Source organism: Corynebacterium sp. HMSC074C05, from assembly GCF_001838325.1.
GTDB lineage: Bacteria > Actinomycetota > Actinomycetes > Mycobacteriales > Mycobacteriaceae > Corynebacterium > Corynebacterium amycolatum.
This window is the reverse complement of sequence record NZ_KV836280.1, coordinates 117,982-144,203: the sequence shown is the minus strand read 5'-3', so window position 1 is coordinate 144,203 and position 26,222 is coordinate 117,982. Positions and strand designations below refer to the sequence as shown.

Genomic DNA, 26,222 nt, shown 5'->3' with positions numbered 1-26,222 from the left:
ACTAACCCACAGGTATTATTGGACTAATTCAATGCTCTTATCCGTCAGGAGTCCCATGCTCGCTGCCATTGCGGTTGCTGTCTTCATCTTGCTGGTCCCAGGCGCAGTTCTCGGTTGGGTCAGTGGGCTACGCCCCACGCTCGCGTTGGCATCTGCCGGTCCATTAATGCTGGGCGTGGCTGGTTTTTCCGCATGGTTGTCCCACGCGCTCGGGCTGGATTACACCTGGCTATTCGTGGTCGGCATGTGGGCATGGTTCTGTGCCATTGGCTATCTGGTGCGCAGATTCATCCCCCGCGCAACGCCAGAAGACGGCTTCGATTCCGGTGCTGTCACCGCGATGATTGTCGCCGGGGTCACGGTAGTCGGCTCGATGCGCGCCATGCTCGTGCTTAACGACGTCCCCGGCGGCTCCGGCGCTATCCGCGAAGCTTGGGACATGCTCTGGCATACCAACTTCCTCCGGTTCATTGACGAACACGCAATAGCCTCGCCCACCGCGGCCGGTGACCTGATGAATCAGGAGACCGGAGCCGAAATGTTTTACCCCACCGGCTGGCATGCTGTGGCGGGGCTGCTGCCCGGCTCGGTCTTCCTCGATTCCAACGTGTTTGCGTTCTTGGCGCCGGCGCTGCTTCTGCCCGCAGCAACTGCGGTGCTAGCCCGCACCGCAGTTGGTCCTAAGTGGGCGGCCTATGCCGGTCCCGCAGCTGCCGTCGCGACGCTGATGCTTCCGGAGATTTGGGTGGCTCTTTGGCGCACATCCTCCATGCCGTATCTGCTCGCGGTAGCCGCTTTGCCGATTGCTGCGGCTTTGACCATGCGGGGCTATATCGTCCCCGCTACGCTTGCCCTGGTCGGCACGTTTATCACCCACCCGGCCGGCGCAATTGCTGCCGTGCTCTTTGTTGGCTTGTGGTTGATCACCCAGCCGAGTGTCAGCGGCTTAGTGCGCACACTCATCATCGGGGCGCTCACGCTGGTGATGACTCTCCCGGCGGCATTGTCCGCGAGGGGGCAAGGCGAATCCGTTGCGGGCTTTACCGGCCAAATTGAGATTTCCCGCTCCGAATCGCTGTGGCGGACGCTTATCGGATTCTCCCGATATGCTGACGAGCCCATCTTTTCCCGGACCGTTCTGGTTCTTGTGCTCATCGGCCTGGTGGTGGCGCTTGTCTCTCGCCTGCCAGACAGCCCTTGGGCGCCGTGGCCGGCACTGGTTTTCGGGCTGCTCTTTGTGGTGTCCGATAGTGCGCAGTCCCGTTGGGCTGAGCCGTTCGGCACCTATCTGAAGTTTATTGGCACTTTCTTCTACGACATGCCGTATCGCATGCAGGCGGTTATGGGAATTCTGCGCGCAGTGCTGGTCGGCTACGCAGTCGCGGCTGTCGCTGTCGCGATTGCGGCTGCGGCGCAGTGGATCGTCGCAAAGCGAAATCAGCCGGTCAAGTCGTGGAATCCTGCGCTGGCGATGGGGCTCGTGGCGGCACTGGCGATTGTGCCTACAACCTGGGTGAGTGGGCCTGCTCAGCGCGATGCAATTCGTGCAAGTTTCGGAAGCACGTTTGTGACCGCTGCGGACATGGAAGCTATTGATTGGCTGTCCGAGCAGCCACATGCATTTGAGGGGCATATCCTCAATGACCGTCGTGACGGTTCTGCGTGGATGTACGCTATCGCTGGGCTGCCGACACTGTTCCGCCATTTCTCCTTCTCCGACAAAACTGCCGAGGCAAGCAAGAAGCTGCCGACAAACGTTGACTTGCTGGGCTCACATCCGGAATTCGATGCCATGGCGAAAAAACTGGGCGTGCATTACATCATTAGTTCCCCGCCGGGTGTGAACACGGATGGCACGGAGGCGCTGTCGATGCGTTCCTGGGCATGGCACGCGCCGGGGCTCACGCCTGTGTATCACGACAGTTCGGTGATGATTTTCGCGGTCAACAAGATGTTTTCACCTGAAGAGTTGCACGCTGTTGTCAACAGTTCCCCACACCGCCCGGCGCGCCCCAATCCGCTGTGGATGCCTCCGCGCCAGCCGATTATCCCCTCCCCCGACGAGGCTGTCGATCCGCTCGCCGGCGCGCACATCACTGTCGATTCCAGTCGCGCGGCCATCGGCGCTATCAACGCTGACCTGCCTCGCGCACTGCGTTTGAGTGAGGACGCCTCCGCTCACATCGACAGCATCGTGCAACGCGCCAGCGACAAGCTCCGTCAGCGCGGCGCAATCGTTGGCGCGCATTCGCTTGCCGACGACACGGAGAGCGCAGCCACCGTAATCGTCGGTCGCTCATCAGAGGGCCAGACCCTTTCTGGGGATAACATCGGCGATCGTGGTTTTTCGGTATCCGCTGTGGTGGAGTCCCTCGAGCCAAAGGACGATGACCCTGCTGACTGGCAGCTGGCGGCAGGTGTGCGTGACGGAATGGTGTTCCGAGGTTTCAATCCGCACAGCAGTTACAGCACAAACGGGGTTCCGACAGAGTTCCGGACCGGCCTGGCGCCGGCAGTGGCGGTGAACCAGAGTTCGCGGCCGCATGCCCCGACAGTGGCGCTATCGCTGGGAGCGGTGGGCGCTGAAAAACTCACCCGCGATTTGGCCGACCCCGCTATGCAGGACAAATGGGCCGACGCCATTGTTTACGGCATTGCCTCCATGTTGCGGCAGAACCGACATCTCGTAACCGCTCCTGAGCCGGAGTTGATCCAAGAGTTCGCTGGAGTCGGAGCATACTAGTCCGCGGCCTAGGTGCGTGCCGAGTTTAGGCGTACTCCACGATCACCGGCGCGTGGTCCGTCCAGCGAAGATCGTAGGCGGCAGGCTTATCCACCACCGAGCTGACGGCACGCTTGAGCATTGGTTCGGTTGCCGCCTGGTAGTCGATGCGCCAGCCGGCATCTGTATCGAACGCCTTACCGCGGTAGGTCCACCAGGACCAAGGGCCGTCGGCCTCTGGGTGAAGACGGCGAGTGACATCAAACCACACCGGATCTGCATTGGGCGCCGGGGCCTCCCACACGGAACCATCGGAGAAGGCACCGGATTCCAGCTCCTTGTCGCTGGCCTGAACCTGCGAATCCTGGGGAACCTCATCGGGCCAGCAGCCGAAGATCGAGTCCATCCAGGCGCGCTCCTGTGGCAGGAAGCCGCTCTTACGGCGGTTGGTCTTCCAGTTCTTCAAATCCTGTTCGCGGTGGCAGATGTTCCAGTCGCCGCCGATAACTGCGTGGTGACCGTCGCGCCCCTTGGCACCCAGTTCCGCCAGGTAATCAGAGAAGGCATCGAGGAAGCGGTACTTCTCATCCTGCTTCTCACTAAGCGCGGCACCGGACGGCAGGTAGAGGCTGGCAATCTGGACATCCGCATCCAGGCCGGTATCCGCTGCCGGGGCAACCCCACTGATAAACCGCCCGGATTCTTCGAACTCCTCCGAGCCGATGCCCACCTGGACGTCGTTAAGCGGAAAGCGCGAGAGAATGCCCACCCCGGCGCGCCCCTTGGCCCCCAGGTTTTCAGCGCCGACCCAATGCCATCCGGCATCGAAAGCGGGCGCGAGGGCCTTGCGTGCCTGGTCGTCGGTGGCGCGGACTTCCTGCAGCAAAACGACATCGGAACTGGTGTGCTTCAGCCACTCCAACAGTCCCAGGTTGGTTTCGCTGCGCTCCTTGACGGCGGCGCGAATGCCGTTGACATTGATTGTCGCGATTGTAAGGCTCATGCCCTCATACGTTACCTATGCGTGCGCTACGCCTTGTAGACCCCTAGCGCAGTTCGATGCGCTCGGACTTCTTCGCCTGTGAGCGGCGGTACAGAACAATGGTCGGCAGAGCGATGAAGATAGCCAGCATCGCCAACGTTGCGCCGCCCAAAGCCGGTGCGCGGTAGCCATAACCGGAAGCGATGACCCAACCACCGAGCGCGGCTCCGAATGCGTTGGCCATGTTCAATGCGGCCTGGTTGAGAGCTGCTGCCAGCGTCTGTGCGCGACCTGCGACATCCATCAGACGGGTCTGCAGATTCGGTACCAATACCGATCCCAGCAGACCGATAAGGAGGAAGTTGATCGTGCCCAGCACAGCATTCTGCGAGGTGAAGTAGAAGGCGCTGAGCATGATTACCATCAGCACCAGCGCAACCATGATGCCCCACTCCCCGATGCGGTCGGAGAGCCATCCGCCAATGTAGGTACCGACTACCATGCCGATGCCGTAGGCCATCAGCACAATCCAGATGTGGTTTTCGCTCATGCCCGCTTCGCGAGTCATGGTCCAAGTGATATAGGTGTAGACCGCGAACATTCCGCCGAAACCAACGGTGCCAATTGCGACGGTCAGCAGCACCTGCGGTGTCACCAGGGCGGAGAGCTCATCCATCGGACGCGTCTTCGGCATACGGTTCATATGCGGCACAGCGAACCACAGCGAAACAAGTGCAATCAGGCCGATGACCGCTACAAACGCGAAGGCGCTGCGCCAACCGTACATCTGCCCCAGCACCTGCGCGGCCGGCACACCAATCACAGTCGCCACCGACAGCCCCACGCCAGACAGGGCCACCATCTTTCCACGCTGCCCTGGCTTAGCCAGGGAGGCCGCCACCAGAGCAGCCACCGAGAAATACGCACCGTGCGGCAAACCGGCAATGAAGCGGGAGACCATGACAGCTTCGAAAGACCCCAGTGTGCCTGCCCATACCGTGGCACCATTGCCGATGGTAAATGCCGCCATCAGCAGCAGTAGCATGCGCCTGCGCGGAATCGAGCCGGTCAGCACGGTAATCAGCGGTGCGCCCACGACAACACCGAGGGCGTACATCGAAATCATGCGCCCCGCGGCGTCCTCATCGCGTCCGAACGCGTCAGCGATGTACGGCAGCAGGCCCATGGCCACAAATTCGGTAACTCCGATGCCGAATGCACCGACCGACAGAGCCACAATCACCAAGATTCGGCGTAGATCAGAGATGTCGTCCTGCACCGGAACAGGACGGCGATGCGAGCTAAACGCTCCCGCACGACGTGCACGCGGTTTGTGGTCGTCGCTGTGGGTTGTTACTTCGCTTGACGACGTCATTGCGACCGTCTCCTTTTCTCTTCTTACGCCAGTTGGTGGGCTCTCAGTTCCCCTCGATTTTCAACCCAAGGCGGGCTCGCAGAACCGCGAGGGGAGCCGAGAGGGAAAAATGAGACTCTACTCCGCAACACAAAAATTTCGCTATTCAATCGGTCTGTTCCCCGGGTATTTGTGCGCGGAATAACATCTACAGCCATTGGTGGTAGTCACTCACTCAAGTTCTTCTAATACATTTTGCAATCGGCATTGTTTGCCGAGGACTACCAATTCCCTCCGAGCGCCACGGACTTCCTACCATCGAGCGCTCCGGGTCTTCGATGCTGCCGTACTAGCTACCGAGTAAATTGTTGTAAAAGATATTTCGAACTGCAATACCGATAGGATCTTGAGCCGCTATGGGCGACCGCTATAACCTCTACGAGTCTCTGAAGCTGGATAGCGCAGCCAGCACCGAAGAGCTCCATGCAAACCTTTCTAGTCAGCTCTCTGAACTGCGGGATGCTGGCGTCTCGGAGTACTCCGGCGAGTTCCAGGAGAAGCTCACTGCGCTGCAAGTGCTTGGCGATGAGGGACGTCGTCGCGAATACGACGCTTTGCTGGCCGATGAGAACGCCACCATCACCATTGCGACGCTGCGCGGGCTGGCACATCGCCCGGTACCCACTGCGCAGGAATCCTCGTTCCAGACACAAGCCCAGCAAGCCCAGTCGCAGCCATCATCGGCACAGCAGAATCAACAAGCACAGTGGTCCGCCCCAACTCAAAACGGACCTGCGACGGTAACCACCACGGTGACCACGGATGTACCGCCACTGCCGGCAAACGCCACACTGCAGAACATGTGGCAGCGCATGCCGCTCATTCCCCGAATCACTACCGGCCTGGTCGGTTTTTCAACCTTGATTGGCATCATCACAGTTCTGTACGCAATCAAGCTCAGCATCCAGGGCGCCAGCAATCTCGGCAGCCTAGAGTCATCGTTGGGCGATTCTTGGGAGGGCATTGGTTACATGATGGGCGCTGCAGCCGCCCTCGTTCTCGTTCCAATCCTTTTACTGCTGGGAATGATGCTTGTCACGTTGACCGCATACTGGATTCATTCCTTCCTCCGCGGCGAAGACTCAACGGCACCAATCTTTTTCTGCGTCACCGTGGCACCGCTGGCGTTGGCTATGACCATCATCCCCCTCCTGTTCTTGAGCTCCTGGGTGGATGTAGTCCTCTTCCTCGCAGGTGCCATGCTGATCGCCGCTTGCGTTCTTATGTTCCTCAAGGACATGCGCGCATGGTTCCGCGGCCAGAAACTGGTCAGGACTACCCAGTCAGCCCCAGGGCAGGGATATGCTCCGCAGCACCTCCAGTCTCAGAACATTCAGGGCTACCAGTTCGGCCAGAACAATCCTCCGAACAATACGCAGAACTAACTAAGCTGCCCTGAACAACCGCGCCGGTGTGCACGACACCCAGCGCGGTTTTTTGTATTTGAGGTGCCTGGGCGCAGGGACCGTCGTAAAGCGAAAAATGGAATGGAAAGCGGCGAATAAGCGACAAATAATTGAAGTTTTCGTGACTTACCTCACATAATTGCGTTATTCATATCACTATCACTGTTTTTGCGCTATGCCCCGACACAACCCAAGATTCAAAACTGGGTTATCGTGGAACAAAACAGATAGGAGACATGAATTATGGCGACAATTATTTGGACCCGTACTGACGAAGCCCCTCTGCTGGCGAGCTACTCGCTGAAGCCCATCGTGGAGGCATTTGCAAGCCAGGCTGGTGTCAATGTTGAAACCCGCGACATCTCCCTCGCAGGCCGCATTCTGGCTCAGTTCCCGGAGCGCCTTTCGGACGAGCAGAAGGTAGAAGATGCGCTGGCAGCCCTGGGCAAGCTGGTCAAGGAGCCGGACGCCAACATCATCAAGCTGCCGAATATCTCTGCATCCGTCCCACAGATTAAGCGCGCTGTCGCAGAGCTGCAGGAAAAGGGCTACGACATTCCGAAGTACAAGTCGCAGCCGGAAGGCGAGGAAGAGACCGCCGACCGCGCAAAGTTCGACAAAGTCAAGGGCTCTGCCGTTAACCCGGTACTGCGTGAGGGCAACTCCGACCGCCGCGCTCCGGAGCCGGTGAAGAACTACGCCCGCAAGCACCCGCACCGCATGGGCGCTTGGTCCGCAGACTCCAAGACCAACGTCGCCACCATGGCCTCCAACGACTTCCGCCACAATGAGAAGTCCATTGTCATGCCGGAAGACGACAAGCTGACTTACCAGCTCGAGTCCAACGACGGCCAGATCATCACCCTGAAGAAGGACATGCCGGTCCTCAAGGGCGAGATTATTGACGGCACGGGCATGAACGTCCACATCCTGGACAACTTCCTCCGCGCTCAGATCCGTCGCGCAAAGCGCGAGAACATCCTGTTCTCCGTCCACCTGAAGGCCACCATGATGAAGGTCTCCGACCCGCTGATTTTCGGCGAGGTTGTCAAGGCCTTCCTGCCATCTGTTTTCCCAAAGTTCGAGTCCAAGCTGGCTGCTGCCAACCTGACTCCGGACTATGGCCTCGCCGCTATCCTCGACGGCCTGCACAAGCTTGACGACGCAACCGCTGCAGCCGTCAAGTCCGCGATTGAAAAGGACCTGAAGGAGGGCCCGGCCCTCTACATGGTGAACTCCGACAAGGGCATCACCAACCTCCACGTTCCGTCCGACGTCATCGTTGACGCCTCCATGCCTGCACTAATCCGCAACGGCGGCAAGGGCTGGGGCCCGAGCGGCGAAGAGAGCGACACTCTCGCTGTTATCCCGGACTCTTCCTACGCCGGCGTCTACCAGGCGGTTATCGACGATTGCCGCGCCAATGGCGCTTTCGACCCGGCAACCATGGGATCTGTCCCGAACGTCGGCCTGATGGCTCAGAAGGCTGAGGAATACGGCTCCCACGACAAGACTTTCCAGGTTCCGGTTGACGGTGTCCTGCAGGTCATCAACTCCGCTGGCGAGGTTCTGATTGAGCACCACGTCGCCGAGGGTGACATCTGGCGCTCCTGCCAGACCAAGGACGCCCCAATCCGCGACTGGGTGAAGCTAGCCGTTAACCGCGCTCGTATCACTGGTGACCCTGCAGTGTTCTGGCTGGACCCGCAGCGTGCGCACGACAACAACCTGATCAGCAAGGTCAACGAGTACCTGGCAGATCACGACACCGAGGGCCTGGATATCCGCATCATGGATCCGGTGTCCGCCACCAAGTTCTCCCTCGAGCGCATCCGCCGCGGCGAGAACACCATTTCCGTAACCGGTAACGTTCTGCGTGACTACCTCACCGACCTGTTCCCAATTATGGAGCTGGGTACCTCCGCTAAGATGCTGTCGGTCGTGCCGCTGATGGCCGGCGGCGGTCTGTTCGAGACCGGTGCAGGCGGTTCCGCCCCGAAGCACGTCCAGCAGGTTCAGGAAGAAAACCACCTGCGCTGGGATTCCCTGGGTGAGTTCCTGGCACTGGCCGAGTCTCTGCGCTACGCCGCTGAGGATGACGACGACCCACGTCCGCGCGTCCTGGCCGAGGCTCTGGACAAGGCAACCGCTACCCTGCTCGACGAGGGCAAGTCGCCGTCCCGCAAGGCTGGCGAGATCGACAACCGCGGCTCCCACTTCTACCTGGCTCTCTACTGGGCACAGGAGCTGGCCAAGCAGGACGAGAACTCCGAGCTGAAGGAAGCTTTCGCACCGGTCGCTAAGGCCCTCACGGAGAAGGAAGAGTCCATCACGAAGACCCTGATTGATGCTCAGGGTTCCGCAGCTGATCTCGGTGGCTACTTCCTGCTGGACGATGAGAAGACCTCCGCAGTTATGCGTCCGTCCGCTGAGTTCAACGAGATCATCGACGGTCTGAAGAAGTAGGACTAACTGCTTGCCCCTGGGTGGTCTGGCTGGTCTGGTTGGTCCAGGCTGGCCTTGGCCGACCTAGACTGCCCGCCGATTTCAGGCGATAGCCCCTCGCTCATGTTGCATTTGATGCACATGATGCGTGGGGCTTTTTCTGTGCCCTAACCTCCATAACGGCCTTGACAACTTCGAGCGCCCTTCGGCGGTCTCCGGTACTTTTCGCCCATCCCCAGCCCTCAGCTTGGCTCAACCCGACACTCGACACCGCAGCGCCCAATGCCCCGCCCCCCACAACTAATCACACCCCACGACTAATCAAACCAATCCGTACTAAGCGGGCTATAGCACTCTCGACACAGATACACACACCCTCTTACCTTGGGTTTTTCTAAAACTTTGCAATAGACAGCTTGGTTCACTATTGTTTGTAAGCAACGTTTTGAACAACCTCAAAAACCGCAAGGAAGTATCTGAAATGACCACCAAGTACGACAACAGCAACGCCGCCGACTGGGGCCTGTCCACTCGCGCTATTCACGCCGGCTTCGCTCCGGACGCACAGACCTCCGCGCGTAACCTGCCGATTTACAACACCTCCTCCTACGTCTTCGATTCCGCTGAGCACGCTGCCAACCGCTTCAACCTCTCGGATGCAGGCCCGATTTACTCCCGCCTGACCAACCCGACTGTGGATGCCGTCGAGCAGCGCATCGCCAGCCTTGAGGGTGGCGTCGCAGCCGTACTGTTCGCCTCCGGCCAGGCAGCTGAGACCGCTGCTGTTCTCACCCTGGCTCGTGCGGGCGACCACTTCGTCGTTTCGCCGCGCCTCTACGGTGGTACTGAGACCCTGTTCAAGGTCACCCTGCCGCGCCTTGGCATCGACTGCACTTTCGTCGAGAACCCGGATGACCCGGAGTCCTGGCAGGCAGCAGTTCAGGACAACACCGTCGGTTTCTACGGTGAATCCATCGCCAACCCGCAGATCGACATCCTGGACATTCCGGTTATCGCAGAGGTTGCACACCGCAACAACGTTCCGCTGATTGTCGACAACACGGTTCCGACCCCTGCCCTGCTGCGCCCGCTCGAGCACGGTGCTGACATCGTGGTTTCTTCCACCACCAAGTTCCTGACCGGTAACGGTTCCTCCCTCGGCGGTGTCATCGTCGATGGTGGCAAGTTCGACTGGACTCAGACCCGCAACGGCCGCTCTATCTTCCCGCACTTCACCGAGGCCGACGAGGCTTACCACGGCCTGAAGTTCGCCGACCTGGGCGCCCCGGCCTTCGCACTGCGCGCCCGCGCTGGCATTCTCCGCGACACTGGTGCTACTCCGGCTCCGTTCAACGCGTGGGTTCTGGCGCAGGGCCTCGACACCTTGTCTCTGCGCATCGAGCGCCACAATGAAAACGCCAAGGCTGTCGCCGAGTTCCTCGAGAACCACCCGCTGGTCGCCAAGGTCAACTACGCTGGCCTGCCGAGCTCCCCGTGGCACGAAACCCTGACCAAGCTGGGTCTCTCCGGCGCCAGCGGCGTGCTCTCCTTCGACTTGAAGGATGCCGACACCGCCAAGGCTTGGAAGTTCATTGACGCTCTGAAGCTGCACTCCAACGTCGCCAACATCGGTGATGTCCGCTCGCTGGTTGTCCACCCGGCCACCACCACTCACTCCCAGTCCGATGAGGAGGGTCTGACTCGCGCCGGCATTTCCCAGGCCACCGTGCGTCTCTCCGTCGGTATCGAGAACATCGATGACATCATCGCTGACCTCGAGGGCGGCTTCGCAGCACTCGCGTAGACCGTTTGTACACAGACATATGACGGACTAAGTAGTCTATAAGGCATGAGCTTTTCCCCATCTACCCCGGCCGCCCTCCCACCCGAGGGCGAGCCGGGGCGTGTCTTTATCGGCGATGTCACCACCGAAGCTGGCGCGGTCATCCCCGACGTCACCGTCGAGTTCGAACGCTGGGGCCGGCTTAACGACGACTGCTCGAATGTCATCCTCCTCGAGCACGCTCTAACCGGCGACGCCCACGCTTCCGGCCCCTCGGATGAGTACCACCCGACTGCGGGTTGGTGGAACGGGATGATTGGCTCTGCCCGCGCACTGGATACCGACGAGTACTGCATCATCTGCACCAACGTCATCGGCGGCTGTCGCGGTACAACTGGCCCCTCCAGTCCGCATCCGGACGACGGCAAGCCCTGGGGCTCTCGCTTCCCCGCCATCTCCGTGCGCGACACGGTGACAGTGGAGCACCTTGCGCTGCAAGAACTGGGAATTTCCCGCCTCCAAGCTGTCATTGGTGGCTCCTTGGGTGGGGCCCGCGCGCTTGAGTGGTCACTGATGCACCCGGATTTCGTCGGCAAGGCATTGGTGATGTGTGTCGGCGCACGTGCGTCTGCTTGGCAGATTGGTATTCAGTCTGCACAGATTCAATTCATTGAGTCCGATCCCGATTGGCATGGCGGCGACTACTACGACTGCGGTGTGACCCCGACCCGAGGTCTGGGGTTTGCACGCAGGGTCGCGCATTTGACATACCGTGGCGAGCTGGAGATGGATGACCGCTTTGGTGCGGCAGCGCAGCCCGGTGAGAATCCGCTGGGCGCGATGCGCACGGAAGACCGATTCCAGGTAGAAAGCTACTTGGATCATCAGGCGAAGAAGCTGGCTCAGCGTTTCGATGCCGGATCGTATGTCGTGCTCACCGATACCTTGAATCGGCACAATATTGGCCGTGATCGCGGTGGCCTCAATGAGGCGCTGCACTCGTCAACCGTGCCGACCATGGTTGCCGGTGTGGACACGGACATTCTCTACCCCTTCCACCAGCAGGAGCACCTCGCCCGCAATCTGGGCAACTGCATGGGGCTAGAAAAGATTGAATCCGCCGTGGGGCACGACGGATTCTTGACGGAGTTCGAGCGGGTGGATTCGATTGTGCGTATTTTCCTCGCTCGCGATGTCAGCTAATGCCAGCTAGCTTCCCAGCGCATCCACGCTGACTGCGAGGAATACAATCCCCATCCCGATTATGGAGCAAAACCATAGGTCAAAGGCCCGGGATCGTACAGAGAACACGCCTAGAATGCTGTCCGGCAGGTACTGCCTAGCCACGCCGAGCAGCATCATTGTGATTCCCAGCATGAATGTGGCGCGTCGCCAACGCTCCAACCCCAGGAACACGACGAAGGCAGACATGCCGAAAAAGAGCGCGCCATAAATCGTGTACTGCACCCACATTGGCCACGATGCCCCCGGCGGCGGGGTCTTCGGGCTATGCGGGTTCAGCATTGGATCCGGCAGATCTTCCCGCCGGGCACGCTGCGCAATTTCCCTTTTCGACATGACTTCTTCCTCCTGGCTGACTAGGCCAGGCCAGCGAGCTTTTCAGCGCGCTCGACGACATTGCGTACGAGGAAAGCGCGAGTAAGTGGGCCGACACCACCTGGGTTCGGGGATACGTAACCGGCAATGTCCCAGACGTCATCAGCAACGTCACCGGCCAGCTTGCCGTCGACACGCGAAACTCCCACGTCGAGTACAGCAGCGCCAGGCTTGACCATGTCTGCAGTAAGCATATGGGCGACACCAGCGGCTGCGATGATGACATCAGCCTGACGGGTTTCAGCGGCCAAGTCCTTGGTGCCGGTGTGACACAGCGTCACAGTGGAGTTCTCGCTGCGGCGAGTGAGCATCAGTCCGATCGGGCGACCGACGGTGACACCGCGGCCGATAACAACAACCTTGGCTCCATTGAGCTCGACGCCAAAGCGTCGCAGCAGGTGGATACAGCCGTTTGGGGTACACGGCAGTGGTGCTGGCTCGTTGAGGACCAGCTTGCCCAGGTTTACCGGGTGGAGGCCATCGGCGTCCTTCTCCGGATCGATGAGGCCCAGAATACGGTTTTCATCCAGGTGCTTCGGCAGTGGCAACTGAACAATGTAGCCTGTGCACTCCGGGCTTTCGTTCAGCTCGGTGATTACTGCCTCGAGTTCTTCCTGCGTGGTGTCAGCTGGGAGATCGCGGCGGATAGAGGCGATACCAATCTGCTCACAGTCGCGATGCTTCATCTTGACGTAAGAGTGGCTGCCTGGATCATCACCAACCAACACAGTGGCCAGGCCCGGAGTGTGGCCGGCTTCCTTCAAACGCTCAACGCGCTTTTCCAAGTCTTCAAAGATTTCGTCTCGGTAGAGTTTGCCATCAAGCTTTGTCGCTGCCATGGCATTTATCTTAAGCACAGGAGCGAATAATGCCCAGAAACGCCCTGTAACCGCCCTCGCCTTTGACCCTATTTACCGCCCATAAAGCCCTGCTGACGCCAGACTTCATAAGCAGCCACTGCAGCGGCGTTGGAAAGATTCATGCTGCGACGAGCGGGCAACATGGGAATTCGGATTAATTGCGTAATTCGCGAATCATCGAGCACTGACTGTTCCAACCCGGTTGGCTCCGGGCCAAAGAGCAGTACATCGGTGTTCGTGTACTCAATGTCTGTGTGCCAAGTGTCAGCGTGTGCGGTAAAGGCAAAGATGCGGCACCCTTGGCTGGCAAAGGTCTCCAACGCTTGATCGATGGAATCGTGAATACGCACATCGGCCAGGTCATGGTAATCCAGCCCGGCGCGACGCAGATTCTTGTCATCGAAGTTGAACCCCAGTGGCTTGGCCAGATGCAACATAGCTCCAGAGCCCGCACACATGCGGATAGCGTTTCCGGTGTTCGGCGGGATGACAGGCCGGTCAAAAAGCACGTGGCAGGTGTGGCTCTTAATCCAGTCTGTGGAGTTGGTTGGCTCGGCGTTCGTCGGCTCGGTCGTGGCGCTATTCATTTCTTCTGTCAGTTCTTTTCCGCTGCTTCTATTACTGATCGTTGTTAGTTTCTACTGCCGTTGACGCGCTGGGCGCCGCATCACACACGCCGTGCTCGGCGAAAAACGCGATGATGGTCTCACCGATGAGCGCTCGGCTCCTCGGCTTCGAGAACTTATGGCCCTCTCCCTCAACCACCAGAAAATCAGTGGGCACACCATAGGCGTCCATGGCGTTGCGCATCTGACCGGACTCTCGCGGAGGCACGTTGGTATCCCACTCGCCGTGGATGAATAGGGTTGGAGCCTTCATTTCCTCCGCACGGTGCAGTGGCGAGATATCGCGCAGAAGCTCAGCATCCTGGTACGGGTAGCCGTATCGAGGGAACGCGGCCTGCGCCAACCAGGGTTCTGTGGATTGGTAGTAGGTTTCAAAACTTGTCATTCCGCAGGCATCCACGATGGCAGCAAACTGATCCGGGTACCACGCCGAGGCCAACAGCGACATGAAGCCACCGTAGGATCGCCCACCCAGGGCAATGCGTTCTGGGTCCGCCAACCCGGCATCAACGAGGAAGGCACGCGCCGCTGCGATATCCGCAATAGCGGCAAAGCGTCCATAGCGGTCGCCCGCGTGCTCGAATGACCTACCGGACCCCGAGGAACCGCGCACATTAGGTGTGAACACCACGAATCCCGCCTCCACAATGCTGGCTAGAACATCGTGGTGAATGGGTTTTGCCTGCAGTTCTGGGCCGCCGTGGATGTGGATGAAAGCCGGCGGTAGTGCGTTTCCGGAAACGTCATTAGAACTATTGCGCACCGACTCTGGAAGGTAGAGCCAGCCAGAGAGTTCCAGCCCATCGCGGGAGACAAAGTAGACCAGTTCTGGGGCCGGCATGGTCTCCAGATTCTTCTCTTCCAGAGCCAAAATCCGTTCGGTGCGTTCCATATCCAATGGCTCAATGACACCACCGATATTGCGCAGAATCTCCACCGTTGGCGCAAGGCCTGGCCCTTCTACTGTCAGGGAGATCAGCTCACCGTCCCCGGAGATTGACAGCTCGCGCGCAACCATGCCCGGCAATTCCACATTGCGGCGCACCATCACCCGCATGTCGTCAGTCTGCGGGTGAAGGCCAAGGGTTAGCACCTCGAGCGTGCTGACCCCACCGCTATTCCACAGCACAGCCGCAGTGGAGGAATCCTCACTAATGACGAATTCTTCGACGTCTTGATCCGGATTGCCAATGAACTCCTCGACATCAACTTCGATGCCGATCTTCATATCCAAAATCTCCGCTGCGGTCGATTCCGCTGTACGCGGCTCAGTGGTGCTGATACCGCTGTCGGGAGTAATACCCAGGCGCAGGATGCGACGCTGTTCCGCGCCATGATCTGAGAGCACGAATGCGGTCAGTTTCTCCTGCCCCGGATGCGCCAATAAGACACCGGCATCCGTGGTGGAGCCAGGATCGGATGGCAACAGCGGCTGCCACTGCTGCCCCGGCCCGACTAGCAGTAGTTCACGGTGACCTCGCGGACCCACCCGCACGAGGCCAAACCCACTTTCAGCCGCTACCAGTTGGCTGTCAGTGCGTTTATCAATGACCTCATACTTTGAGTTCGTCGGGTTGACCAAACGTGCATAGTTAATGCCCTGGGCATCGACCGCGTTCATCGCTAGGAGATCGTTATCCCATTCCACCAGTGTTGCGCGCATATCCGCATCCATGCGCAGGGGTCGGGCACCGTCGACCTCCGGATCGGTGGATACCAGCCAGGTCTGCAGTCGCTCCGTGCCGTATGGAGAGACCTCGCAGGCAATCCACTTTCCATCCGGGGAGTGCAGCACCCTGGTGACCGGGCCTTCCACCGGCAGTTTCACGGGGCGTTCCTGCCCTAGCCCCTCCGGAGTAATCTCCTGCTGTACTGCATGCGGGTAGCCGCTATCGCGGACAATGAAGGCAATCGCACTCCCATCCGGCGCTAACGAGGATTCATAGGTCTGGCGCATGACAATCCATTCTAATAGTCAGCGAAAATCTCTACTTCGACCTGCTACCACCGGCCGCCCCAGAGCCTCGGACATATCCACCAGACGATCGGCCACGATTGTCACCGCACCAGAGGCTGTCTGCGCGATACCGCGCACCACCATCGCCCGCGAATTCACCGCTACCGGCCGAAATCGATTCCACAGCCCCGGCGTGCACAGCACATTCACCAGCCCAGTTTCGTCCTCCATGCCCAAAAATGTCACTCCGCCAGCGGTCCCCGGACGTTGTCTATGCGTCACGACTCCCGCCACCTCCACCCGTGTTCCGTCGGGCACTGCTTTCAGTTCCGCCGCAGGCACCACTCCACGTTCCTGCAGGTCTGCCCGCAACGCGGCCACCGGGTACTGCCCTGGGGTCACGCCCGTTGCCATCAAATCAGCGGCTGCCAGCTCAAACTCCGTCATGCCGGGCAACGCCGGTGCGTCGGCAAGCGTGAGCCCCGGCAGCATGCCCTCACTTTCCGTTGCCGCCACGCCCGCCGCCCACAGTGCTTGACGACGGTCAATCCCCAGCGACCCAAGTGCCCCTGCGCGCGCCAGTGCTTCCATGTGCCCAACACCCAGCCGAGCTCTGCGGGCGACATCTGCTGCGTCGACAAATGGGCGCGCTGCGACAATGCGCTCCGCCACGTCATTGCCCACACCGGAGATGGCACCGAGCCCTAAGCGAATGCGCCCATCGATGACGCTGGCTTCCACGCCTGAAACTGCGATATCCGGACCATCGCAGCCGATACCGTGCCGGCGGGCATCGGCAATCAACGACTGCGGAGAGTAAAACCCCATGGGCTGAGCACGGAGCAACGCTACACAGAACTCCGCCGGATAGTGGTACTTAAACCAGGCCGAGAAATACACCAAGGAGGCAAACGACTGCGCGTGTGATTCAGGGAAACCGTAGGCGGCAAAGGCCACTATCTTGTTCCACAGTTGTTCCCCAATATCCGCATCAATGCCACTGGTGCGCTCCAGCCCAGCCAGAAAACGGGCATGGAGCGCTTCCATTTTGGCCACTGAGCGCTTCGACCCCATAGCGCGGCGCAGCGAGTCCGCTTCCGCCCCGCTGAAATCCGCCGCATCGACGGCCATTTGCATCAGCTGCTCTTGAAATAGCGGAATGCCCAGTGTCTTCCCGAGAGACTTCTCCAACACCGGATGCTCATAGGTCACCGGTTCGAGTCCATTTCGGCGGCGAATGTAGGGGTGCACGCTACCGCCTTGAATGGGGCCTGGGCGAATGAGTGCCACCTCCACCACCAGATCAAAGAACTCCCTCGGCTTCAGTCGGGGCAAGGTGGCCAGCTGCGCGCGCGATTCCACCTGAAACACGCCCACCGCGTCCGCGCGTGCCAACATCTCGTAAACCTCCGGTTCAGCGACATCTATTTCCCACAGGTTCACTCGGCGCCCATGCTGTTCATAGACCAAGTCAATGCAATGGTGGATGGCCTCCAGCATTCCGAGGCCAAGCAGGTCGAACTTCACCAGTCCCGCTGCCGCACAGTCATCCTTATCCCACTGCACTACTGAGCGCCCCTCCATGCGTGCCCATTCCACTGGCACGACATCCGCAATCGGCCGATCACAAATCACCATTCCGCCAGAGTGAATGCCTAAATGACGAGGCTGCCCACGAAGCTGCTCCGCCAGTTTCCGCACCGGCTCCGGCGGACACGCTTCCCGGTCTCTGACCCACGCATCGATAACGCCCGGCGAGTATCCCAACACCCGCGCCGCATCGCGCAATGCGCCGCGCCGCCGGTAGGTAATGACATTGGCTACCTGCGCAGCATTGTCACGACCATACTTTTCATAGACGTATTGGATAACCTCTTCCCTACGACCAGACTCGATGTCTACATCAATATCCGGCGGACCATCCCGTTCTGGCGACAAAAACCTCTCGAACAACAGCCCGGCGCTAATGGGGTCAACATTGGTGATCCCCAGCGCAAAACACACCACCGAGTTAGCGGCCGAACCGCGCCCCTGCGCCAGAATTCCCGCCCGGCGACAGAACTCACAGATGTCGTGCACGATGAGGAAGTAGCCCGGAAAGCCCAGCTCTCGAATCACAGTCAGCTCATGTTCTAACTGCGCCCACGCCCGCGCTTGCACGGAGCCGTCCCCAGCTCCATCGACCGGACCATACCGCCGCCGTGCCCCCGCACGGGCAATTTCCCGCAGCCAGGAGTCCTCATCGTGGCCCTCTGGCACTTCCCAGCGAGGCAACTCAGGCGCAATGAGGTCAAGCGTAAAAGCACACTCACCTGCAATGTCCTGTGTTGACTGCAGCACCTGCACCCCCAGATACCGTGTTGCCGCCGCTAGCTCCTCCCACGAACGCAACCAAGCTCCGCCTGCCGGCTCCAGTCGTGACTCGAACCCGTCTAAGTCCTCTCTCACAGCAAGAGCCTGTTTAGCCCCAGCCAACCGGCTTGTCGCAGGCGAAGCTGACGTCGCAGCAGAGGAAACCACCTCCCGCAGGCCATACTTCACAGCTGCGGCTGAAATAGCTTCCGCGTCATCGGCCGCCTGCGCGGTGGGGCTCACGCGGTGTTCGAGTGCCACATTCTCCGCACCGAAGGCCGCAATAAGTTCTTCCAGGTCGCCGAGCCAGTTAACGTCGGCAAGCACCTGCCAGAAACCACCTGCAGCCTCCCCCAACTTTGGCAGTGGAGGATAGCGGACGACGGACTTCTCCCCTGCCGACATATGCGCATCACACAGCGCGTGGCTCAGGCGCCGATAGCCCTCGGGCCCCCGCCCCAGCACCGTGAGGGGCCGCTGCGGAAGCCCCAGCTCCGCGCCGATGATTGTGGCAATACCAGCCTCCGCTGCAGCCTCGGCAAAACGAGCGATTCCATAGAAACCATCGCGATCTGTCAGCCCCAACACGTTTAACCCCAAACGCACAGCCTCGGACACCAATTCTTCCGGATCCGATGCGCCATGCAGGAACGAATAACTCGAACGACAGTGCAATTCCGCCTTAATATCCGCAGGCGTAAATGACATGCCACCTCTGCCACCAGCGCCGCTTTCCGGAGCTTCAAAAGCCCCAACGATGGAATCTGACAGCTGTCCCCGCCAGCCGTTGAAGCTACCATTAGGCTGTAGTTTTCCTGAAAATTTACCCGATAGAATACGCTCAATCCGCGACCAGCTCAGTGGCCGACCGGACTGCTCCGACTGTCCGTCCGAGATGTTTTCCATGCCACGAACATTAACTCAACCCACGGACTGTATTCAAAAGCATTTTCGATTAAAATCTGCATTAAGCGCCACCCCCGGGACGCATCCGTAAGTCACACCTCAGCAACACTCGACTGTTTAGGCTGAAGTTAAATTTTCAGCACTACCTGGGCAAGTGCTAGCCTTAACCCCAGAATTAAAGACAGCTTGGTCTAGTTCTGCCTTAAAACTTCAGCTAACAAATCCCATTAAATAAGGAGACCCCTCGATGAACCTCAAGCGTTTTTCCGCCGGTGTACTCACTGTCGCATTCGCCGCAACCGGCCTTACTGCCTGTGGCAGCTCGGATGACGCCATTCGCATCGGCACCACGGATGCCAGCAAGAAGGCCTGGACCGTTTTCGAGCAGAAGGCTTCTGAACAGGGCATTGATCTGGATGTTCAGAACTTCTCCGACTACCAGACTCCGAACCGCGCACTCGATGAGGGCCAGCTCGACGTCAATCTCTTCCAGCACATCAAGTTCCTGGCTGAGTACAACGTCGGCGCTAAGTCGGACCTGACTCCGATTGGCTCGAGCGAGATTGTCCCGCTGGCTCTGTTCTGGAAGGACCACAAGTCGGTTGATGAGCTGAAGAAGGGCACCGAGGTCGTTATCCCGAACGACCCTTCCAACCAGGGACGCGCTATTAACGTGCTGGCTCAGGCTGGCCTGCTAAAGCTGAAGCAGGATGACCTGCTGACTCCGTCCCCGGCCGACATCGATAAGGAAGCTTCCACAGTCACGGTTCTGCCGGTGGATGCCGCTCAGACTCCGGCTGCCTACGGCGAGGGTAAGCCTGCCATTATTAATAACTCCTTCCTGGACCGCGCCGGTATCGACCCGAACACCGCCATCTTCCAGGATGACCCGAACTCCACGGAGGCAGAGCCGTACATCAACGTCTTTGTCACCAAGGCTGAAAATGCTGACGACCCGAAGTACGCGGAGCTCTCCAAGATCTGGCACTCCAAGGAGGTCCAGGACGCAGTCGCAGAGGACTCCAAGGGCACCTCGGTTCCGGTTGACCGTTCAGCTAAGGAGCTGCAGGACATTCTGGACCGCGTCGAAGAGCAGCAGCGCGAGCAGAACTAAGGCCACTGCCGCTTAAGCACCGCCCAACACCAGGGAACACAGACCAAGGGGCACTGATTCATTCGTGACCAACAAGGGAACGAAGCTCGAATTCCGCGAGCTGAACAAGCAATTCGGCGACGTCACCGCGCTCGCCGACATCAACCTGACCGTTGAACCCGGCGAAATCCTCGGCGTCATCGGTTATTCCGGCGCCGGTAAATCAACGCTCATCCGTATGATTAACGGCCTGGAAAAGCCAACATCAGGGCAGGTTTTGCTGGATGACACCGACATCGTCGGCATCTCCGAGCGCCGGCTACGGGGCCTGCGCCGCAATATCGGCATGATTTTCCAGCACTTCAACCTCTTCCATTCGCGCAACGCGATTCGCAACGTTGAATACCCGCTGGAACTGGCCGGTATGCCGAAGGCCAAGCGCCGCGCTCGCGCCCAGGAGCTGTTGGAGTTCGTCGGTCTCGGCGACAAGGCGGAGTCCTTCCCAGAGCAGCTCTCGGGTGGACAGAAGCAGCGTGTCGGCATCGCCCGTGCGCTCGCCACCGAACCGACGCTCCTGCTTGCCGACGAAGCCACCTCGGCACTCGACCCGGAAACTACTTCCGGTGTCCTGGATCTGCTGCGTCGCATCAATCGCGAAATGGGTGTCACTATCGTGCTGATTACCCATGACATGTCGGTTGTGCGCGGTATCGCTGACCGCATGGCCATCATGGAAAATGGGCACATCGTCGAAACTGGTACGGTTCACGAGGTCTTCGCCAATCCCAAGACTGAGGTTGGCCGCCGCTTCGCCACCACCGCACTGCGCGATGTTCCAATTGGCCGTGAACGCGATTCGGTGAATCAGTCTGCCGAGAGCGCAGCGGCTCGCCTGATCACCATCACTATCAATGACGGTGTTGACCTCGGTGCTCTAGCACAGGCCACTAGTGCCCACGGTGTCGCCGCCTCGGTGGCACACGGTGCAGTCGCCAATGTGCAGGCGAAGTCCTACGGTCGCCTTACTTTGCGGTTGACTCCGCTGACAGGTGATTCCGTCTCGGATTCCTCTGATTTCGATGCCGCCATTGCTGCCATTTCCGAACTGACACAGGTAGAGGAGCTTGCATCATGATCGGTCTCTTAAACTCTCTGCCATCGGTGAGTGGCAAGGACACCAACTGGGAGAGCCTCGGCCCAATGCTGGGCGAGGCATTCGGCCAGACGCTCTACATGGTCTGTGTCGCCATGTTGATTGGTGGTGTCGCAGGTCTGGCAATCGGCGTGCTGCTCTACACCACCCGCGACGGTGGCGTGTTGCGCAACAAGTTTGTCTACCAGGTCCTCAATGTCCTGATTAACTTTGTTCGCCCAATCCCGTTCATCATCTTGGTTACGGCCATCGGCCCACTGACAAAGAACGTGGTCGGCACCACGATCGGCACCGAAGCCGCGGTGTTCGTCATGTCGATTGCCGCCACATTCGCCATCGCGCGACTGGTGGAGCAGAACTTGATGTCCATCGACCCCGGCGTGATTGAGGCCGCCCGTGCGATGGGCGCAAGTCCGTGGCGCATCATCCGTACGGTCGTCGTGCCGGAGGCACTGGGCCCACTGGTACTTGGCTACACCTTCGCATTCATCGCCGTGGTCGACATGTCGGCTATGGCCGGCTACATCGGCGGCGGCGGACTGGGCAACTTCGCAATCACCTACGGCTACCAGGCATTCGACTGGAACGTCACTCTGGTGACAACCCTGGTCATCATCTTCATCGTCCAGTTGGCGCAGATCTTCGGCAACTGGCTCTCCAAGAAGATTATGCGCAGGTAGCCGCACACATTAGCTAGCCATTAGCTAGCGGCGGGTTACTTCGACCGCAGCCCAGCCCTTCTTTGGCCCTGGAGCATCACCGCAGGAAGACACAACACCTTCTGTGGTGATTTTCTCCAGGGCCACTTCGTATTCCACGACCTTGTCGCGGTCGCTGGGGCCGTCGTAAAGCACGACGACCGCAGTCGTACCGTCGACGTCAACGCGTGCGACGTCGTCTACGCCCCACGCATCTGCTTGACGACGCACAGCCAACTCGGCTGCCTGCCCCTGCGGGGTGTAGATACCACGGCCGCGGCAGCCCTCTGCATGCACGATGCCCCGCTGAGCGTCTTCGATAACCCCCTTGGCGTCCACCGCACTCAGACGTCCAAAGCTGTAATTCCATGGCAGCAGTACGCTAGCCGGCGCAAAGCGGTGCCCCTTAGAGTGGGAAGTTTCCCACACGACCTCTGGGTAGAGGTTGTGCATCGCCGCAGCGAGCGGGCGACCTTTAATCGCACAGCAACGATCGCGCTTACCGTGCGTACAGATGAGAAACAGTGGATGGTCTAGACGAGTGGCCCCCTCGGTGGGCTGTCCAAGCCGGATATCCAGAGTCATCAGGTCTTTAACATCGGCAACCATGCGATGTTCGAGGAAAACCTCAGAGCCATCCGCTGACTCGCAATGCGCGATATAGACGTTAACGCCATCACACGGCTGCTGGCCGATTCGGCCTGGTTTGCGAATTAGCTGCAACGCGCCACCGCGCTCAGATAACCAGGCTTCTACCTGACCGGTGATCTCTGCTCCCCATACCCCGCCGTCAAAAATATCGTGCGACCAACCGAGTTGGTGCTCCAACGCAATAAAGAGCTTTCCGGCTTTTGCGGTACCGGGAAGCGGCTCAGCCATCTGAGCGGAACAGGTGGTATCAAATTTGGCCTGGCTCATACGCCTAAGCGTAATTGAGTGCCTCTGCGATTGGGTCTTAGGTCGCAGCGTTCACCCCTGTTTTATTACTATTGCGCAACACTTTGACAACAAATACTTTTGAGCTCGGCTTTTGCAGTTCAGTTTGTTGAAATTCCGCAACTGCGCACATACCGTCGGACGTATGAATACGAAATCGCTGGATGCTTCGCGCACTCGTACCCGTATCGCGGCATCCCTGTGCCTCGCATTGGGTCTAGCTCTCGGTGCCTGCTCCTCTGACTCCTCCTCAGACTCGGCTGCTGCACTGTCTATGAAAACTGACTCAACCGCTGGCACCTCCGATTTGTCGAGCAGCTCTAGCAGCTCCACTAGCTCGTCTGCGGCGGCGCAGACCACCATGGATGACGATGCTGCTCCGGAGGGCGATTTCACTAGCTCCTCCGCAGAAGCTGCTCCTTCCGATGGCGCTTACTTGGGTATTCAAGATGTCCGCGTCGGTTCCCACGACGGTTATGACCGTATTGTCTTTGAACTCACCGGCGAGGGCACACCGGGATACTTCGTCCGTTACGAGGATGTCCCAACCCAGCAGGGCTCCGGCAAGCCGATTTCTGTCGACGGCACAGCCAAGCTGGTAATCGACTTGCGGGGCATGGGCTACCCCTTTGATTTCCAGATGGAGGACTTCCCCTCTGACTCGGTCAAGCCGACATCGACTTCCGTTATTAAGGAAGTCGTCGGTGCCGGAACCTTCGAGGGGCAGACTCAGTATGTCGTCGGGCTCAAGGGAGATAAGACCCCGTTCAAGGTTTTCTCGTTGAGCAATCCGAACCGCCTGGTTATTGACTTCCAATCGAAGTAATCGGTTTGCCCACCGACGCACTCCTCCTCCTCCACTGCGTCTCTACGCGTAAGCACCCTCGATTCTCCATGCGCCGGCATGCACTATGAGCAACCAGGCGGCGATGGTACCGTCATTCGCTACCGCACGGATTTGTATTCTTGCCGCTCGGCGAGCCTCATCGGGTACCCACCAGCGCTCATCAATCGGCCAGGGCCCAGCCCACGATGACACGCGATATGTTGTTACTCCATGTCGCACCAGGGACGGTTCCGCCGTCATGGTCGCTCGCCCAGTTACGCCCACGGTGTGCCCATCGGCGTCGAGCACTTCCACCTCTGCATTTGCAGTCGCGGGAATAATTGCCGGATTGGGGGCAAGAACAGCTCCCGGCCATGGCTGATTAATTTCCGCGGTTTTTGTGTTTTTGGGGTTTTCTCCGAAAGCGACAAATCCCACTCTTTCGCCTGGGCCACGCCCGCCTTGCATGACTGGTTGCTGTACTGCCTCTGGCCCCAGTAACCCCTGCACACGCTCTGCAGCCCGGCGCGCTTTAGCTCGCGCATCATCACTACCGTGCCACAAATCCTGCTTTACAGTCCCGGCGGCGACCACATCCAGTGGCTCTAACTGCAGCTCTACGATTCCGCGGCTATCATCTCCGTCATTTTCCTCAGCGCAGCCAACAACTCCAGCACCAGTGTCGCTGTTCCCTCGTGGCTGCTGCCGATTCCTGTTATTCAGCCAGCCATCGAGCTGCCACCGAACTCTGTCAGCCGTAGTCTGTTCTGCCAGTGGCTCAGTGCAGCGCCATACTCTGCGCACCTCTGAGCCGTCACTAAACTGCGCCACCACCGCTAAGCGGTAACACGAATACCCATGGCTAAAAAGCTGTTCATGCAGTTGCCCAGCTAGAAAGCGCGCGACGAATGAGGCCTCATCCACTCTCCGGAGTGGACTCTCCCAAGACTGGTAGCTCACCGCCAATCCTGGCGGCAAAGATCGCGGCGCCACCAACCGAACTTCCCCACGGCAGGCCAAATCGTGCCATCTAGCCCCCTGCGCCCCAAACCTGTTGGCTATATCCCGCTTCGGCAACGCAGCGACATCTCCCAATGTGCGCAGACCGAGTTCCTGCCACGACTTCGCAAGCTCTGCGGGCATCTCCAGTGCACTTTCCGCCCTAAGCTCCACCAGAGAGATTCCCTGCCGAAATCTTTTGCCTTCATCCTCCCCGGGAGCTACCAGCACTCCCCGGCGCGCTGCCAAAATAGCTGTCACAATATCGTCCGCGAGCCCCAAGCTGCAGTCCACGCCCGGTACTGCAGCGGCATCAAGCAGCTTTTCCAAGGCCACATCCTGTCCGCCGTAATAACGCATTACCCCTCGCGCTGCCACAACCGCCAAGCCTGGCCGTAGAGCTTCGACACCAGCTGCCACCGCCTCCAACCGTTGCAGCACGGATTCGAATTCCGCAGCGTCGCGCACCGCACTTTCCTCGACAACCTCCAGTTCCGGGCACAACGCTTCCGCATGGCGACGACTTTGCCCGCGCCGTACCCCTGCACGGCGCGCACTTGGAGAACAAGCAGCGACTCCGCTATCACCCACAATTGCAACTGGACTGAGCGGATTAGCCTGCGACGTCACAGATGCTAGATGCGCTGCCTGCACTGGCCAATCAGGAAGCCATAGCGCCACCACACGGCTCGATTCCGCCGCTGCCATTAGGACCTCCTCTGTGCGGGAAAGGCGACCACATTGTTCTGTTCCACCTGTTCCCCCACCCGCCAACGGCACTGCCTCCGCGGAAACCGCGTCCCCGACACACTGACGTGGTAATCCACTGCCCGAATCCGGCCATAACCAGTACCAATCCCGGAAACACCAGCAACAGAGCTGGAAATTTCCGACTCAGCGCCCGGCCACTGCTGCCCGACAAAAACCAGAGCACAACCACTCGTGCGCAGTCGTGCCTGCAGCGGACGTGCCTGCGACGGCGGCGGAGTGCGTGCCAACGAAGCCACCACCAAGTCAACGCCGTCCGCCAACAGCCCAATTACTTCAAGTGGCTGCATTCCAGGATCTGGCACACAGACAATGTTCGATAGCTTCCCGCCCAACTCCACCACGGAGAGCAACCCCTGCTCGGAGAGCCCAACTAGCGCAACATGACCTGTCTTCGTAACTTCCGCGATTAGGCCTGCCAATACCGCACCGGGCTGTTCAATGACACTGACAGCCCCTTTTCGCACTGCTCCCGCCAACGTATTTTCCAACGCCACCGGCACCGGCAGCGCCTCACCGAGCCCAAAGGTTGCACCAGTTGCAGTCCCACCAGACTGGGCTGCCATCGCCTGCCGCAATGCCGCAATAGTCTGCTCCCTAGACTGCCCCGCAGCAATATTGACCGCCGTTGTCACTTCTTGTTCCACCTCATCTCACTGCCATGCCCACCACGAACCCT

At 59.5% G+C, this 26,222-nt stretch carries 19 protein-coding genes; 9 read left to right on the top strand and 10 right to left on the bottom strand.

All coding sequences use genetic code 11. From position 1 onward, the window contains the following. The first annotated feature begins 55 nt into the window (after positions 1–55). A complete protein-coding gene (locus HMPREF3042_RS01445; protein WP_070855863.1) occupies positions 56–2,743 on the top strand; it encodes a DUF6541 family protein in 2,688 nt (895 codons plus the stop codon). A 25-nt stretch (positions 2,744–2,768) separates the two neighbouring features. Here the strand turns inward: HMPREF3042_RS01445 and HMPREF3042_RS01440 are convergent, their stop codons facing one another. Together HMPREF3042_RS01440 and HMPREF3042_RS01435 are read right to left on the bottom strand one after the other, a co-directional pair. Further along, positions 2,769–3,725: an exodeoxyribonuclease III gene (locus HMPREF3042_RS01440; protein WP_070855862.1), complete on the bottom strand. Its 957-nt coding sequence runs from the start codon at positions 3,723–3,725 to the stop codon at positions 2,769–2,771. A gap of 43 nt (positions 3,726–3,768) precedes the next feature. After that, positions 3,769–5,079 (bottom strand): MFS transporter, encoded by a 1,311-nt coding sequence (locus tag HMPREF3042_RS01435; protein ID WP_070855861.1) that lies wholly within the window; start codon positions 5,077–5,079, stop codon positions 3,769–3,771. A 395-nt stretch (positions 5,080–5,474) separates the two neighbouring features. Here HMPREF3042_RS01435 and HMPREF3042_RS01430 point away from each other — a divergent pair, with 395 nt between their 5' ends. The 4 genes from HMPREF3042_RS01430 to HMPREF3042_RS01415 all read left to right on the top strand — a co-directional run bounded on the left by HMPREF3042_RS01430 (position 5,475) and on the right by HMPREF3042_RS01415 (position 11,955). Then, complete coding sequence (locus HMPREF3042_RS01430; protein ID WP_070855860.1) at positions 5,475–6,503, top strand: molecular chaperone DnaJ; 1,029 nt, start codon at positions 5,475–5,477, stop codon at positions 6,501–6,503. 264 nt (positions 6,504–6,767) lie between these two features. Then, entirely contained in the window at positions 6,768–8,990 is a 2,223-nt protein-coding gene (locus tag HMPREF3042_RS01425; protein WP_070855859.1) for an NADP-dependent isocitrate dehydrogenase, read from the top strand. A 460-nt stretch (positions 8,991–9,450) separates the two neighbouring features. Next, positions 9,451–10,773: an O-acetylhomoserine/O-acetylserine sulfhydrylase gene (locus HMPREF3042_RS01420; RefSeq protein WP_070855858.1), complete on the top strand. Its 1,323-nt coding sequence runs from the start codon at positions 9,451–9,453 to the stop codon at positions 10,771–10,773. Between the two features lie 45 nt (positions 10,774–10,818). Beyond that, positions 10,819–11,955, top strand: a complete 1,137-nt coding sequence (locus HMPREF3042_RS01415; RefSeq protein ID WP_070855857.1) for a homoserine O-acetyltransferase MetX — start codon at positions 10,819–10,821, stop codon at positions 11,953–11,955. 6 nt (positions 11,956–11,961) lie between these two features. Here the strand turns inward: HMPREF3042_RS01415 and HMPREF3042_RS01410 are convergent, their stop codons facing one another. The 5 genes from HMPREF3042_RS01410 to HMPREF3042_RS01390 form a co-directional block, all read right to left on the bottom strand. Continuing rightward, the gene (locus HMPREF3042_RS01410; protein WP_070851183.1) at positions 11,962–12,330 is read right to left on the bottom strand and encodes a DUF3017 domain-containing protein; all 369 of its coding nucleotides are present in this window, start codon (positions 12,328–12,330) and stop codon (positions 11,962–11,964) included. A gap of 20 nt (positions 12,331–12,350) precedes the next feature. After that, entirely contained in the window at positions 12,351–13,208 is an 858-nt protein-coding gene (locus HMPREF3042_RS01405; RefSeq protein WP_070855856.1) for a bifunctional methylenetetrahydrofolate dehydrogenase/methenyltetrahydrofolate cyclohydrolase, read from the bottom strand. Positions 13,209–13,276: 68 nt separating this feature from the next. Next, complete coding sequence (locus HMPREF3042_RS01400) at positions 13,277–13,816, bottom strand: tRNA (cytidine(34)-2'-O)-methyltransferase (RefSeq protein ID WP_038627766.1); 540 nt, start codon at positions 13,814–13,816, stop codon at positions 13,277–13,279. Between the two features lie 31 nt (positions 13,817–13,847). Further along, positions 13,848–15,812 (bottom strand): alpha/beta hydrolase family protein, encoded by a 1,965-nt coding sequence (locus tag HMPREF3042_RS01395; protein ID WP_070855855.1) that lies wholly within the window; start codon positions 15,810–15,812, stop codon positions 13,848–13,850. Positions 15,813–15,830: 18 nt separating this feature from the next. Beyond that, a complete protein-coding gene (locus tag HMPREF3042_RS01390) occupies positions 15,831–19,070 on the bottom strand; it encodes an error-prone DNA polymerase (protein ID WP_070855854.1) in 3,240 nt (1,079 codons plus the stop codon). A 247-nt stretch (positions 19,071–19,317) separates the two neighbouring features. Here HMPREF3042_RS01390 and HMPREF3042_RS01385 point away from each other — a divergent pair, with 247 nt between their 5' ends. The 3 genes from HMPREF3042_RS01385 (at position 19,318) to HMPREF3042_RS01375 (ending at position 21,996) form a co-directional block, all read left to right on the top strand. Beyond that, a complete protein-coding gene (locus HMPREF3042_RS01385) occupies positions 19,318–20,184 on the top strand; it encodes a MetQ/NlpA family ABC transporter substrate-binding protein (RefSeq protein WP_070855853.1) in 867 nt (288 codons plus the stop codon). A gap of 64 nt (positions 20,185–20,248) precedes the next feature. Further along, the gene (locus HMPREF3042_RS01380; protein WP_070855852.1) at positions 20,249–21,298 is read left to right on the top strand and encodes a methionine ABC transporter ATP-binding protein; all 1,050 of its coding nucleotides are present in this window, start codon (positions 20,249–20,251) and stop codon (positions 21,296–21,298) included. 65 nt (positions 21,299–21,363) lie between these two features. Next, positions 21,364–21,996: a methionine ABC transporter permease gene (locus tag HMPREF3042_RS01375; RefSeq protein ID WP_224433327.1), complete on the top strand. Its 633-nt coding sequence runs from the start codon at positions 21,364–21,366 to the stop codon at positions 21,994–21,996. 24 nt (positions 21,997–22,020) lie between these two features. On the opposite strand, the gene HMPREF3042_RS01370 is transcribed toward HMPREF3042_RS01375, so the two are convergent. Next, positions 22,021–22,932 (bottom strand): sucrase ferredoxin, encoded by a 912-nt coding sequence (locus tag HMPREF3042_RS01370; RefSeq protein WP_070851187.1) that lies wholly within the window; start codon positions 22,930–22,932, stop codon positions 22,021–22,023. Positions 22,933–23,095: 163 nt separating this feature from the next. Between HMPREF3042_RS01370 and HMPREF3042_RS01365 the strand changes: the two genes are divergently transcribed. After that, positions 23,096–23,776 carry an AMIN-like domain-containing (lipo)protein gene (locus tag HMPREF3042_RS01365; protein WP_070855851.1) on the top strand — a complete coding sequence of 227 codons (681 nt, stop codon included), beginning with the start codon at positions 23,096–23,098 and terminating at the stop codon, positions 23,774–23,776. A 42-nt stretch (positions 23,777–23,818) separates the two neighbouring features. Here the strand turns inward: HMPREF3042_RS01365 and HMPREF3042_RS01360 are convergent, their stop codons facing one another. After that, on the bottom strand, positions 23,819–25,483 hold the full coding sequence (locus tag HMPREF3042_RS01360) for a Y-family DNA polymerase (protein WP_070855850.1): 1,665 nt from the start codon (positions 25,481–25,483) through the stop codon (positions 23,819–23,821). Further along, positions 25,483–26,178, bottom strand: a complete 696-nt coding sequence (locus tag HMPREF3042_RS01355) for a hypothetical protein (protein WP_070595978.1) — start codon at positions 26,176–26,178, stop codon at positions 25,483–25,485. The genes HMPREF3042_RS01360 and HMPREF3042_RS01355 overlap by 1 nt, the downstream gene beginning before the upstream one ends. Positions 26,179–26,222: the final 44 nt, after the last annotated feature.

What these genes read in the sequence shown, in the direction of transcription:
- HMPREF3042_RS01445 (WP_070855863.1), top strand. Translation starts at nt 56, where the DNA reads ATGCTCGCTGCCATTGCGGTTGCTGTCTTCATCTTGCTGGTCCCAGGC.
- HMPREF3042_RS01440 (WP_070855862.1), bottom strand. Translation starts at nt 3,725, where the DNA reads ATGAGCCTTACAATCGCGACAATCAATGTCAACGGCATTCGCGCCGCC.
- HMPREF3042_RS01435 (WP_070855861.1), bottom strand. Translation starts at nt 5,079, where the DNA reads ATGACGTCGTCAAGCGAAGTAACAACCCACAGCGACGACCACAAACCG.
- HMPREF3042_RS01430 (WP_070855860.1), top strand. Translation starts at nt 5,475, where the DNA reads ATGGGCGACCGCTATAACCTCTACGAGTCTCTGAAGCTGGATAGCGCA.
- HMPREF3042_RS01425 (WP_070855859.1), top strand. Translation starts at nt 6,768, where the DNA reads ATGGCGACAATTATTTGGACCCGTACTGACGAAGCCCCTCTGCTGGCG.
- HMPREF3042_RS01420 (WP_070855858.1), top strand. Translation starts at nt 9,451, where the DNA reads ATGACCACCAAGTACGACAACAGCAACGCCGCCGACTGGGGCCTGTCC.
- HMPREF3042_RS01415 (WP_070855857.1), top strand. Translation starts at nt 10,819, where the DNA reads ATGAGCTTTTCCCCATCTACCCCGGCCGCCCTCCCACCCGAGGGCGAG.
- HMPREF3042_RS01410 (WP_070851183.1), bottom strand. Translation starts at nt 12,330, where the DNA reads ATGTCGAAAAGGGAAATTGCGCAGCGTGCCCGGCGGGAAGATCTGCCG.
- HMPREF3042_RS01405 (WP_070855856.1), bottom strand. Translation starts at nt 13,208, where the DNA reads ATGGCAGCGACAAAGCTTGATGGCAAACTCTACCGAGACGAAATCTTT.
- HMPREF3042_RS01400 (WP_038627766.1), bottom strand. Translation starts at nt 13,816, where the DNA reads ATGAATAGCGCCACGACCGAGCCGACGAACGCCGAGCCAACCAACTCC.
- HMPREF3042_RS01395 (WP_070855855.1), bottom strand. Translation starts at nt 15,812, where the DNA reads ATGCGCCAGACCTATGAATCCTCGTTAGCGCCGGATGGGAGTGCGATT.
- HMPREF3042_RS01390 (WP_070855854.1), bottom strand. Translation starts at nt 19,070, where the DNA reads ATGGAAAACATCTCGGACGGACAGTCGGAGCAGTCCGGTCGGCCACTG.
- HMPREF3042_RS01385 (WP_070855853.1), top strand. Translation starts at nt 19,318, where the DNA reads ATGAACCTCAAGCGTTTTTCCGCCGGTGTACTCACTGTCGCATTCGCC.
- HMPREF3042_RS01375 (WP_224433327.1), top strand. Translation starts at nt 21,364, where the DNA reads ATGCTGGGCGAGGCATTCGGCCAGACGCTCTACATGGTCTGTGTCGCC.
- HMPREF3042_RS01370 (WP_070851187.1), bottom strand. Translation starts at nt 22,932, where the DNA reads ATGAGCCAGGCCAAATTTGATACCACCTGTTCCGCTCAGATGGCTGAG.
- HMPREF3042_RS01365 (WP_070855851.1), top strand. Translation starts at nt 23,096, where the DNA reads ATGAATACGAAATCGCTGGATGCTTCGCGCACTCGTACCCGTATCGCG.
- HMPREF3042_RS01360 (WP_070855850.1), bottom strand. Translation starts at nt 25,483, where the DNA reads ATGGCAGCGGCGGAATCGAGCCGTGTGGTGGCGCTATGGCTTCCTGAT.